We start from the raw sequence: 12455 nt of genomic DNA, 5'->3' as shown, positions 1-12455 counted from the left end.
GTGAAGGGTGGTTATCCGGAAAAATTCGGTATAATACCCAAATAAGGCGGTAAAAAAGAAGTTTTCCGTATATTCAAACAGGATTTCCTTAGAATGCCTGATATATCAGGATTAAAAAAAGATTATAGGTCAAGTTTCCGTATAATAAATAGTTATGCCGCAAATTTATTGTTAGCAAAAATAAACTTGAGTGTAATAATGGTAGCTGTATAAACTTTGCTATGGCAATCTCAGAACAATTGATCGTGCTTGCTCTAGGTATTAGTGCAATCAGCTTATTTGCTGGAATTCTCTATCAAGCAATCAGTCAAATAATCGATCAACGCAGGTATCCTCCACAAGGCAAACTGTTTGATATTGGGGGATTTCGTCTACATCTCAACTGTGTGGGGCGGGGGACACCAACGATTGTCATGGATGCTGGGGGCGGTGCTTCCTCAATTACATGGGGCTTGGTTACATCTGAAATTGCTAAATTTACTCGTGTCTGCATCTATGATCGAGCGGGATTGGGTTGGAGCGATCCCAATCTCAGGATACCTCGCACAAGTCAGCAGAGTGTTGATGAATTACACGCCCTGCTGACCAAAGCTGAGATCGAACCTCCCTACATTTTAGTTGGACACTCGTTGGGTGGAGGCAATATGCGACTATATGCTAGTCAATATCCAGAAGAAGTAGTTGGATTGGTGTTGGTTGATTCTGTCCATGAAAACCAAATAACACCAGCAATGTGGCACCGTATGAAAAGGGAGTTTTGGCTTTATCAATTTTTGAGAGTTGCTAGTCGAATTGGAGTGCTGCGATTACTTGGAGAGATGAATCTGTTACCAATGCTTGAGGATATCAAACAAAAAATTCAAAAATATCCGTTGACAGTGCAAGCCTTATTTGACATCTATAAATCCTATTGTTACCGTCCCTGCTATTGGGCAACCGTATCAAGTGAACGTGCCAACATGAAAAGAAGCTTTGAGCAACTGCAAGCGACCGAGTCACTGGGCAGCTTGCCTTTGATCGTATTGAGTCAAGGTTCTAAAGCACCAGAGATGAGTGATGAAAGATTCCAGCAATGGGCATCACTTCAGTTAGATTTAACTCAACTATCCTCAAATAGCCAACAGATCATTGCAGAAAATAGCGGGCATCTTATACCGCTAGATCAGCCTGAGTTGGTTGTAAGTGCAGTTTATCAACTGATTAATAGAGCTTAAGATTATGAGTCTTAGGTTGGGGCATGGCAAGCTTTTTGGAAGACTACTTTTTGTCCTTTAATATCTTTGACGCTCTTAATGGGAGAATCTGGGGGAACAGCTATAGCACTTGATCTACCAGTTTTTTTTGTGCGCCGTGAACCAACGACATAAACAATGTCAGCGCCAGCAGCTTGGGCAAAGATGGGAGGAGTTTCTCCCACAGAACCTAAATCGATTTTGCCCACATTCATCGCTTCCATCAGCTGGGGCCCTTGAGCAAATTGCGCCCATTCCACCTTGATACCCAAGGGTTCTAGACGTTTTTCTAATACTCCTGTAACTCGAACTAAATCACCAGCTTGTTGATACCCCATACGAAGAACTTTTGTCTTGATGCTACTGGTAGCTGAGACATTCGTTGTAGTATTAGATTTTTCTGCTCGTGGGGTTGTAGTATTGCAACTACTGATAACCAATGCAGTTGATAAACCCAACAAACCTGCTGTACCAAGCCGGATAAAACGGCGGCGAGTGTTGAATATTCTAGTCATACGTGAAATGTGAAATAGGATGTTTTAAAATGGCCACGATTCGATGCTGAAAACTATCCTGTTTGCAGTTCGGATATATTCTGATTATTGGCTTCTACAGGTAAGAATCCACCTGCCTGCATTTTCCATAACCTGTAGTAAGCACCACGGCGCGCCAGTAGTTGAGCGTGGGTATCATCTTCGACGATGTGACCTTGGTCGAATACCAAAATGCGGTCTAGATGGGCAATAGTAGAAAGTCGATGAGCGACGACGATGACGGTTTTCCTATCCATCACTGAATCTAAAGTCTCTTGGATAGCTTTTTCGGTGATTGAATCGAGGCTAGAGGTGGCTTCATCTAGAATCAGGATTGGTGCATTTTTGAGGATTACTCGCGCGATCGCAATTCGTTGTCTCTGCCCTCCAGAAAGTTTGACTCCACGTTCACCTACCAAAGAATCATAACCGTCTTTAATCTGAGCGATAAAATCGTGAGCATAGGCTTGGCGTGCGGCCTCGATCGCTTCCTCGTCGGTGGCATCTATTCGTCCATAACGAATATTTTCTATCAATGTCCGATGGAACAGAGACGGATCTTGCGGAATCAAGCTGATTTGCGAGTGTAGGGCATCTTGAGTCATATCTTGAATGTTCACCCCATCAATCAGAATCTCTCCCGATTGTGGGTCGAACAGACGCAAAATTAAATTAACGAAGGTGGATTTTCCAGAACCAGAGAAGCCAACCAGTCCGACACGCTGCCCTGGTTGGATGGTGATAGAAAGGTTGTCGAATACTTTTTTCTCAAGGGAGTAGCTAAAATTCACTTGGCGAAACTCAATTTGTCCCTGAGTGATTGAATGGGCGATCGCACTATCTCGATCGATGATTTCGTGGGGTTGAATGATAGTGAAGACACCATTGGCAATATTGCCGATATGTTCAAAAAATTCTAGAAATCGTCTACTTAAATTGCGCGCTTCACTGATGATTAACAGCGACAGACTGGTTGCTACGACGAAATCCGCAGCTGCGATCGTCCCCTGACTCCAAAGTGAGAGCGAGTAATACAAAGTGCCAATTTTCAGAACTGCTGCTGAGATAAACTGAAACCAGCGGATTCGCTCCGAGTACCAGTTAGATTTTCTCACCTCTTTGAGTTCGTGCCTTAATTGCTCATTTAAATAGCGTCGTTCAAAACCCAGGCGAGCAAATAATCGGCTACTGGTGAGATTTGTTACCGCATCTACAATGTTCCCAGTTGTCTCACTTCTTGCTGATGCGGCTTTTCGGGAGTAAATTCGGCAGCGAGTTGCCAGCCAGAACGAAATACTGATGAAGAGAACTGCCCATGCCCCCACGAATGCAGCTAGCGGAGGATAGGCGCGGTATAGTAAAATTACTGAGACTATATATACTATGATGACTGGCATAAATTCAGTAATCAGCATTTGCATCGTCTGGGTAACACCCAGAGAGGTTTCGCTAATACGATGTGCCAATGCTCCGGCAAAACTGCTGCTCAGGTAACGGTGAGAATGGTGCTGTAAGTAGGCATATAGGGATCGGACGATGTGCTGTCGGTGGATCGGATGGAGGATTGTCTGTAAAAGTCCAGCCGATCGCCCGAATACCACTTCACCCACACTCAAGGCGGTGAACAACATTAGGGGTTGGCTCACGGCATCAAAAATGGATTTGCTGTTGTCAGGCGATCGCGTCACGCTCCGAATGATCTCACCAATGGCATAGGGCAACATAATGCCACAGGTTGCATGTATTATCTCCAGGATCACCAGTGCCACATACCACCAACGGAATTGGTTAACGAAATAGCAAATGAACCTGAATGGAGTCGCTGGCAAGGCTGGTGCATCGGCAGCACGTTGAAAGGATCGGGATTTTCTGGATTTTTTCTTCATGAATGTTATTCTCGTAGCATCATTTTTTACCAATTTGAAATCAAGTAAGTCAAGTATTCATGAGGAAATCTCACAACCAAACATAAAAATCTCTTTCCTTTACATTCTTATACCCCATTCAGCACTCTCTATTTAGACCATAATTTCTGGTGGTGTGATTGCAGCATACAAATCAGCTGGAAGTAACGCATCTCGAATGTTAATTTTCTTCGGTATGACACCCGCTTCAAAGAACAAATTTGCCACGCGCTGTTGTTCTGCTATTAGTGCAGGACTTAAACCTCTGCGTCCGGCAAAAGTGCGACGAGACATTACTCTTTCGGCCACATCTTCATCAAGCTTTTGTTCTGTAATCATCAATTTTTTCACTTCATCTCGATTGGTCTGTGCCCATTTATCGAGAGCGTGAAGTTCCTCAATAATAATTTTTAGCAAACCAGGATTTTCTTGGGCAAACTTCCTATCAGCAATATAATAACCACCAGGAGAATCTAGTCCAACAGAATCTCTGAGGACGCGAATTCGATTCATTTTTTCAGCGATCGCATAGTGGGGATCTCCTGTCATCCAAACAGGAATTTTACCTTCGAGAAAGGCAGCCCGGGCCTCGATTGTCGGTATACTTTTGATTTTGATATCGTTGATAGTTAAACCAATGGACTGCAAAGCTCTCAGCATAAAATAGTGGGATGCTGAACCTTTTTGAAAATAAACTTCTTGTCCCTTAATCTCCTCAAACCTCTTGAGTGGTGACTCTGGCGGAACTGCAATCACACTACTTCTCCCTGTAGTTGGGGTTCTTTGTGTACCGACGACATAAACAAGGTCTGATCCAGCCACTTGGGCAAAAATTGGTGGTGTTTCTCCTACAGATCCGACATCAACTCTGCCTGCGCGCATCCCTTCCATGAGTTGAGGGCCTTGGGCAAATTGCAACCACTTTACCTCAATTCCCAGTGGGTCTAAGCGTTTCTCTAAAACTTTCCGATTTCTGAACAGATCCCCTGCACTCTGATACCCCATGTTGAGAACTTTAGTTTTAATATCAGAGTAATTTAGATTGGCGGTACTACTATTTGAAAAAGAGGTTTGTACTGCATTCTGTGAGCTTTGTTGGCTGCAACTATTTAACAGATATGCCGTAGAAAAACCACATAAACTTGATGTAGCAACATTGAGAAAACGACGGCGTTTAATCATAACTATTTATCCATGAGATAGCGATCGTATTTGTTGTTAACGTAGAGCATCTCCTCTGCGATATTCGCTGGTGATGTCGTCTAGCTTTTGTTTCAAACTGTCGTCAAGCTTCAGTTCTACAGCCTTGAGGGTGTCAGTCAGTTGTTCTGGACGGCTAGCGCCAATAATCGGGGCAGTGATAATCGGATTAGCCAGCACCCAAGCTACTGCTAGGGTAGTGAGTGACAATCCAGCTAAATCTGCTACTGTGCGTAATTCCTCAACAGTATTAAACTCGCGATCGCGCCAGTAGCGTTCTTGATAACGTTCGGCCGCAGCACCCAAAGTGAAACGAGTTCCTGCGGTGGGGCCTTGAGTCAGATTGTGTTTGCCAGTGAGTAGACCACCCGCCAAAGGATTGTAAGAAATTACACCCAGTCCTTCTTCTTTAGCCAAGGGCAAAAGTTCTCGCTCAATTTCGCGGAATAAGAGATTGTAGCGGGGTTGAATCGAAACAAAGCGAGTTAAATTCTGCACATCAGCACGACCCAAAGCGCGAGCAAGTCGGTATGCTAAGAAGTTAGAAACCCCGATGTAGCGTGCTTTACCTGCACGCACTACTGTATCTAATGCTTCTAAGGTTTCATCGAGAGGGGTTGAGGCATCGTCAGAGTGCAATTGATAAAGGTCAACATAATCAGTTCCCAGTCGTCTTAAAGAAGCATCGATCGCATCGAGAATATGTTTGCGAGAAGCACCCTGATCCCAAGGTGCAGGGCCAACCCTACCGACAGCTTTGGTAGCTAAAATAAAATGTTCGCGTTTGCCTTTGAGCCAACGTCCCACAATTTCTTCGGTGCGTCCAGCCGTAGCTAATCCACCACCCAGAGGATAAACGTCGGCTGTATCTAGAAAGTTAATTCCCGCATCAGCAGCAGTGTCAAGAATCTGCCTAGAAGTTTCTTCATCTGTCTGCAATCCGAAGGTCATTGTGCCGAGAGAGAGACGGGAAACAGTTAATCCGGTTTGACCAAGCTTAGTTGTTGGTAACGTCATGGAGGTTTTCGTCGTTGTTGATTGAAAAAAGCAGAATTTAGAAACTGGGTTTCTTCGTTAAAGATTGCGATTGAAGATTAGTCAGGCTGTACTGCCTTACCCCACCAAACTCGTTTAAACGGCTTGCCCGTTTGCTCATTCAATATTTCGTAATGTTTTAGCTCTACATCTTTCCAGTCAGATAACAGGTCTAGCAAATATTCTTGAGAGAAAAAATGCATAGTTTGTCCGTGACGTTCTAGAAAGTAATTTGGCTCTATTTCGCGCATGGGTGGGTGACGTTCTGCCCGAACTAAAGCGTCTTCTGTAGAATTAACGTGGAAAACAAATAATCCTTTGGGGCGTACTATTCGACGAATTTCTTGAAACAATTCGCGTGTAATCCGATCCGAAAACATGTGGATGGCAACATTAGACATAACAGCATCAAAAGTTGCACGATCAAAAGGCAAACGTTTTGCCATGTCGGCAACTACAAACTGTGCGTTTAGTCCTAACTTTTCTGATTTCTCGCGTCCTTGCCGCACTGCTTCATCTGAGAAATCCATACCAATTACTGTAAAACCTTGTTGTACCAGACGTAACACGTCGTTTCCTGTACCACAACCAAGGTCAAGCACAGTTTTAATGTTGGCAAACTTGAGAAACGGAAGGTGAAGCTTCGTCCATTGAGTTCCCCAATCTAAATCTGTGCCAGCATCTCTACATTTAGAGAAAAATTGGTTCCAGTGATCGGATGGTGCGTAAGACATAAGGCATCAGACAACTAGAGGGACGTTGCGACGGTTCTGTGAAATCAGCCATTGTTGCAATTTCGGGTCACTGTACACTTCATCGGCAATAAAGTGATCGCCTTCAGGGAATACAGTAAAATCTACTGTGCCGCCAGCTGTTCGCAAGGTAGCGACAATCTGCTCTGTATCCTCAATCGGCAGTTTTTCATCCTTTGCGCCTTGGAATATCTGGATAGGAATTTCTTTGAGTGCAGCTAGTTGGGTTTCTTCTAATGTCTTGGGTACACGCCCTGATACTGCTACCAAACCAGCGAAGCGGCCAGGGTGAGAAGCAGCGATATGCCAAGCTCCAGCTGTACCTAAGCTGAACCCAGATATGATGACACGGTACGGATCGATGGGTTGGGAAGCGATGAGATCGTCCAGCAAAGCAATTACATCTGACTCTCGCTCTACCCAAGTCTGTCCTTCGGGAAGTTGGGGGGCGGCAAACACATAAGGTAAGGGACTTGATTCATTCACAAAACGAGGTAATCCCCATTTTAACAGGACATTTAAATCATTGCCGCGATCGCGCGCTCCATGCAAAAATAACACCAGGGGCGCAGGTTGGTTGGCATCGGCTGAGACAGGCGAGAAAAGATAAGGCAAAGAACCATTGCTAGTGTTCAGACGGTGTTCGACGGTCATATTCTTGACTCCTAAAGTTTGGGGACTGGGGACTGGGGAACTCAGGGCCCCCTCTGGGGATTAGTGTTAATAGAAATTAGATTTCAGTGCGTCATACAGAACTTTCTTCTTCTTAATTCCCCATACGCTACACCCTACACCCTTCGGGTTGACTTCTCTGCTTCTGAGAAATTGCTTGTTGCAAGAAGTTTACTTTCTGAGCGCTGTACAGCATATATATAGTGCGGTATGTCGCGCCAGAGGATCTCCTGAACAACCTTGAGACCGTTCTTTTCGGCTACACGGCGAGAGGGAATGTTTTCTGGGCGAATCAGCGAGATGACGTGATCGCAACCCAGCACGTTAAAAGCGTAATCTTGGCACGCGTATGCGGCTTCGGTGGCGTAACCCTGCATTTGTTGGTCACGGCGGACATGGTAACCAATTTCGAGTTCTTTGCGTCCCTCGACCTCCTGCCAAACTAGTCCACAGTCGCCGATTACCTTACCCGTTGCTTTGAGAACCATTGCCCACAAACCAACGCCGTGCTGTGCGTAGTTGCAGCGATGCCGCTCAATCCACTTTTGCACCATCTCGCGGTCAAATGGCTTTGGGTAGTAGCGCATCGACTCTACATCACCAAGGACAATCAATAACGCGTCGAGATCAGAAATCTGTATTTCCCGGAGTAATAGGCGATCGGTTTCCAATATCATTGGTAAATCCTCGTTTAGCCATTGTCTATTTTATTTTTGCCTGGTACGTAGTAAGCACTTCAGTGCTTAAAACAAGGACTAAAGTCGAATGGCACAAGAAAAGGTGAAACCTCGTTAGGGCAGGGTGTTGGGGGTAGGGTGTAGTGTTTAAGACAATTAAATTTTAAAGCTCTAAACTATAATCCGTATATTTTAAGAACTATCTGCATTTAAATTCAATCGAACTACTGATTGCTAAAAGAGCAATAATTACAGCAACATAACTGATACTATCCAATAAAAAACATAGCCCCGATCCCCACGCTGCAATTAACAAACCTGCGATCGCTGGCCCCACCATACTCGTCACACTTACAAGAGAAGAGTACAAGGCAAACGCATTACCAAGATTTTCTTTACCTACTGTTTGGGGTAAAAAAGCTTGCCGAGTTGGAATATCAAAGGCGTTGATCATCCCTAACAGTACACCCAAAAAAGTAATGTACCAGACGTTAATCGTACCACTCAAGCTAACCACGTTAGAGCTATAGACCAATACAGTTCAGTTAAGCATTTCTTCCTTCTCTCTGCGTCCTTGAAGTACCAATTAGAGAAATGGCCTGACCTGTGTAGAACAAGCTAAAATTTCCAGAATTAAAAGCACGGAGCATGACTTATGATTTTTGGGTGTCTGCATCTGGTATGCATAATACGGTAAATTTATAAATTTACCGTATTTTAAACGTGATTGCTTTGTGCGATCGCCTTAACTTGTCTTATATATATTGTTAGCTTTTGACCCAACTAGCACTTCATAACTTAATTGAGCGCTGGTTCTGCTAACACCTTCTCGGCTTTTTGCTTGAGGACAGTTGGTAATTCAGCCGTTAACGGCTCGCCTTCAACTATTTGCGAACGGAAGCCATCAGGCCCAACTGGAATATCACCTGTAATGGTGGTGCGATAGAGTACGCGCTCAACTTCTATATGATCCAAATCTTGTGGGGCTAAATGCGAGGTGGCGCGGTTATCCCAGAACGCGATATCACCATTATTCCAACGGAAGCGAGTGATATAAGCGGGTTTAGTGATTTGGTTGAAAAACAACTCCAGCAGCAGTTCGCTCTCTTGTGGTGACACATCAAGAATGTGCGAGGTAAAGCCAGGGTTCACGAACAATGCACGTTCACCTGTCTCAGGATGAACGCGTACCACTGGGTGAATCGAAACCTGGGGATTGGCGGCAACGCGCTGGGCATATTTGCTACCGCTAGGTACCCGTAAACGTGCATTGAACCTGTGTTCTGCCTTTAATGTGTCTGCTAACTTCCGCAGAGGTTCTGATAAACCTTCATAAGCTGCAACTAGATTAGTCCATTGTGTGTCACCACCAAAGCTAGGGACGTTAACTGCTCGCAGAATTGAACCCGCAGGTGGGTTAACAACAGCAGTTACATCAGTATGCCAACGACTTTCATAGCTAGTACGGCGTAGACCGTTGCGGCGCTCGAAGCGGCTGCGATCAATTGGTAAAATTTGGGAAAAGCCTTCTATCGGCTCGTCTTCGTGGGGATGCGCGTAGGTCACTTCACCAAAACGAGCCGTGAAGGCAATCTGTGCAGCATGATTGATGTTCTGATTGCGAAAGAAAATGACCTTCCACTTCAATAATGCTTGACGAATTTCGGCAACTGCTTCATCGTGCAGAGGACGCGAAAGATCCACCCCGCTGATTTCGGCACCAGTGAAACCAGAAGTCGGTTTAACTTCAATGTGCTTATAGCTCATATTTATTCTCCAAACCTTGATCTATCGGTGAATGTTTGTACTCGTCAGCTTCCTTTGGAAGATTCGGCGTTGCTGAATCAGAGTATGAAACTCCAAAATTACCTTGCTTTTTCTTTGTTCCTTTGCGCCTACCCTGCCGGAAGCCGCTTCGCGTCTATGCGTGAGACAAATTCATATTCTCAATCAGCAACGCCAAAGATTTTTATTTATTCCCAGCAATATACCAAAGAAGCATCCGTATCTCATTATTATACTCTAAATCGATAAATTTATTGTAGTATAAAAATGTTAATAAAATTCAGTGAAACTAGTTTGATAAGGGATGTGCAGATAAATAAAGTACCCGATAATTGAGTTTCGACTTCGCTCAACTCACGGTGAACGAGGGTTGAGCGAAGTCGAAACCCGACGGTACGCTATTTACCCGCAATGCCCTAACTACTGAAGAAGGAGATGTAGAGGAGCAAGGAAGTTATTCCCCGATCTCCTCCTAATCTCTTATGCCGTTACCAAACTCTTATCTGCTTGTGGAGATTCGCTGTTAGCTACCTTAGATTCAACCGCCGTACCCTTGAAGAAGTCGGGGTTCGCTTGAGTATAAAACTTGTAAGGATTATGGAATACATAAGCCTTAAAGTCCGCTTCAGAAATCACACCTTCTTGTACCAAATCCCAGCTTTCCGCTAGGGGGTCGGTCAAATCTGGCACATCCCAGTGACCAACATCTGAGGAATAAATGGCGTTGATTTTCACACCCAAGGGATTGGCTTTGTCGTTGAATGCTGCTGCAATGGTGCGATCGTCAGACTCAGAACCAAAGAAGAAACTGTTCACCCAGCGATCGCGGATGTCTTCAATTGTTTCAATCCCGGCTGCTGCAAAGTCTTCCAGTTCGCTACCAATTGGCGCACGGCTATGACGGCTAAATGAAGATCCCAAGACGCTCTTAGTCAATTCTTCTTTACTCAGAGGATGTGCTTCTAAGAATTCGCTACCGAAACGCTCAAACAACACGAACAACTCATCAGCATTTGTCAGTTCTGGGTTGTAGTTTTGCAATCCTTTGAGATTGCGCTTAGAGAAACGATCCACTAAATGAATGTAGACGTGAGCACCCCAATCTGCACCACCTTCAAGCATAGCTATGCGTAACTGTGGGAAACGTTTGGTAACACCACCAAAGAAAAGTGCTTTGGCAAATGCTTGTGAGCCATCAGCAAAGTGACCGATATGGTTGTTCATGTAGTTACTGATGGAGGAGCGTCCAGTCCAACCTTGACTACCGTAATGGGTAGTAATGGGTACACCTAATTCAACCGCCTTTGCCCAGAATGGATCGTAGTCGTATTCACTATCCAATCCGTAGAAGTCGATGTAAGAGGCATACTTGGCGATTTCAGGGTATTGATCTGCTGGATATTTATCAGCGATCGCCTTAATTGGCCGTTTCACACCACCAGGAATATTTGCCACCTTTAACCCTAGTGTTTTTACGGCAAACTCTAACTCCTCAACGGCTTCTTGAGGATTACCCATCGGGATACCAGCTACAGGTGTCAGGCGATCGCTATATTTCCGATACAAATCAGCATGATAGTGATTGACCGCACGTTGCAGTGCTTGACGGTTCTCAATGCTTGCTCCAGCCGGTGCCAAAACATTGTTGGGAAACAGTACCGAATAATCTGACCCCTGCTCCGCTTGACGCTCATAGAACAGTTCAGGAAGAGTGTAAGTAGCGAGATCCAAAGTATTGCGGGTGACTCTAGCCCACCAAGGCGATCGAATTGTGCGGTTGTACTGGCGTTCTTCTGGAGTTTGTTGATACCAGTCTTTACCATTGCTCTTGGAATTGAGACGAGAATCTTCCGCCTTGCGTAATTCATCTACGAGTTTCGAGCCACCGTATTTAGCAATGTAATCCTCAAGCGCCGGAGTGAAATCATTGGTATGAACATCAGTGTCAATTATCGGATAATCGAGGTTTGCTTTGATTGCGGCGGAACGGGAAGTTTTTAATCTGCTGTATTCAGTCATATCTTTTTCCTTGAATAAATGACAGAAGTAGTGCTGAGAAATGAGTTATGAGTGCTGAGTACAACGATGCATCTGAAGTGTTATATCAAGTCCGGTTAATTACCCACAATATTTCCGCTCAACATCATCGCTCAACCCCACCCCGCCAAAGCTGCGCTTTTGCTCCCCTCCCCTTGGTAAGGGGAGGGGTTGGGGGTGTTTTTATTATGGCCAATTTGACGGATATCATATAACTCAGCAAAGACAATTGCTACAACGGAAAGAACCACAACACACTGGCTCCCGCAGGAGCGTCTACAGCACTCGAAACTCACTACTCTTTTGATCGGGCTTACGCTTTTTGTTTGTAGTAAGGACTTTAGTCCTGATTTTGTTCAAGTAGCATCTGCAAGAGAAGACTTTAGGTGATTTCTAGGAAAAAATTTACCATAGCTGTTGGTTTCGACACTTCGGCAAGCTCAGTGCATCGCTTCGCTCAACCAACTGAGTAACCGAGAGTTGAGCGAACTTGTACTGAGCGAAGTCGAAGTAGTCGAAACTCGTCATCATAGGTATTTTTTAATAAGAAATCACCTTAGTCCTCCCTCCGAGACGCTACGCAAACACTACAAACTAAAAAGAATATGCGGCATTGCGTAAGCTCTAT

11 protein-coding genes and 1 pseudogene are annotated in these 12455 nt (G+C 44.7%); 2 read left to right on the top strand and 10 right to left on the bottom strand.

Annotation, left to right across the window (positions count from 1 at the left end; genetic code table 11):
* Positions 1–221 precede the first annotated feature (221 nt).
* Positions 222–1214 carry an alpha/beta fold hydrolase gene (locus tag LC574_RS06640; RefSeq protein ID WP_229452214.1) on the top strand — a complete coding sequence of 331 codons (993 nt, stop codon included), beginning with the start codon at positions 222–224 and terminating at the stop codon, positions 1212–1214.
* 29 nt (positions 1215–1243) lie between these two features.
* Here the strand turns inward: LC574_RS06640 and LC574_RS06635 are convergent.
* From LC574_RS06635 to LC574_RS06590, 10 genes and pseudogenes are all read right to left on the bottom strand, one after another.
* Positions 1244–1747 (bottom strand): annotated as a pseudogene (locus LC574_RS06635) (PhnD/SsuA/transferrin family substrate-binding protein); the annotation flags it as partial.
* Between the two features lie 53 nt (positions 1748–1800).
* A complete protein-coding gene (locus LC574_RS06630; RefSeq protein WP_229452212.1) occupies positions 1801–3651 on the bottom strand; it encodes an ABC transporter ATP-binding protein in 1851 nt (616 codons plus the stop codon).
* 132 nt (positions 3652–3783) lie between these two features.
* The gene (locus tag LC574_RS06625) at positions 3784–4851 is read right to left on the bottom strand and encodes an aliphatic sulfonate ABC transporter substrate-binding protein (protein WP_229452210.1); all 1068 of its coding nucleotides are present in this window, start codon (positions 4849–4851) and stop codon (positions 3784–3786) included.
* Positions 4852–4887: 36 nt separating this feature from the next.
* On the bottom strand, positions 4888–5886 hold the full coding sequence (locus tag LC574_RS06620) for an aldo/keto reductase (RefSeq protein ID WP_229452209.1): 999 nt from the start codon (positions 5884–5886) through the stop codon (positions 4888–4890).
* Positions 5887–5963: 77 nt separating this feature from the next.
* The gene (locus LC574_RS06615; protein WP_229452208.1) at positions 5964–6638 is read right to left on the bottom strand and encodes a class I SAM-dependent methyltransferase; all 675 of its coding nucleotides are present in this window, start codon (positions 6636–6638) and stop codon (positions 5964–5966) included.
* A 6-nt stretch (positions 6639–6644) separates the two neighbouring features.
* Complete coding sequence (locus LC574_RS06610; RefSeq protein WP_229452206.1) at positions 6645–7310, bottom strand: dienelactone hydrolase family protein; 666 nt, start codon at positions 7308–7310, stop codon at positions 6645–6647.
* Positions 7311–7444: 134 nt separating this feature from the next.
* Positions 7445–8005, bottom strand: a complete 561-nt coding sequence (locus LC574_RS06605) for a GNAT family N-acetyltransferase (RefSeq protein WP_229452205.1) — start codon at positions 8003–8005, stop codon at positions 7445–7447.
* A 199-nt stretch (positions 8006–8204) separates the two neighbouring features.
* Complete coding sequence (locus LC574_RS06600; RefSeq protein WP_229452203.1) at positions 8205–8540, bottom strand: MFS transporter; 336 nt, start codon at positions 8538–8540, stop codon at positions 8205–8207.
* Between the two features lie 263 nt (positions 8541–8803).
* Entirely contained in the window at positions 8804–9772 is a 969-nt protein-coding gene (locus tag LC574_RS06595; RefSeq protein WP_229452202.1) for a TauD/TfdA family dioxygenase, read from the bottom strand.
* 498 nt (positions 9773–10270) lie between these two features.
* Positions 10271–11809 (bottom strand): amidohydrolase family protein, encoded by a 1539-nt coding sequence (locus LC574_RS06590; RefSeq protein ID WP_229452200.1) that lies wholly within the window; start codon positions 11807–11809, stop codon positions 10271–10273.
* 47 nt (positions 11810–11856) lie between these two features.
* On the opposite strand from LC574_RS06590, the gene LC574_RS06585 reads away from it, so the two are divergent.
* On the top strand, positions 11857–12042 hold the full coding sequence (locus LC574_RS06585; RefSeq protein ID WP_229452199.1) for a hypothetical protein: 186 nt from the start codon (positions 11857–11859) through the stop codon (positions 12040–12042).
* Positions 12043–12455 lie beyond the last annotated feature (413 nt).

Source organism: Nostoc sp. CHAB 5715 (assembly GCF_020829685.1).
GTDB lineage: Bacteria > Cyanobacteriota > Cyanobacteriia > Cyanobacteriales > Nostocaceae > Nostoc.
Note: the sequence above shows the minus strand (reverse complement) of the source record. Positions and strands in the feature narration are given on the sequence as shown.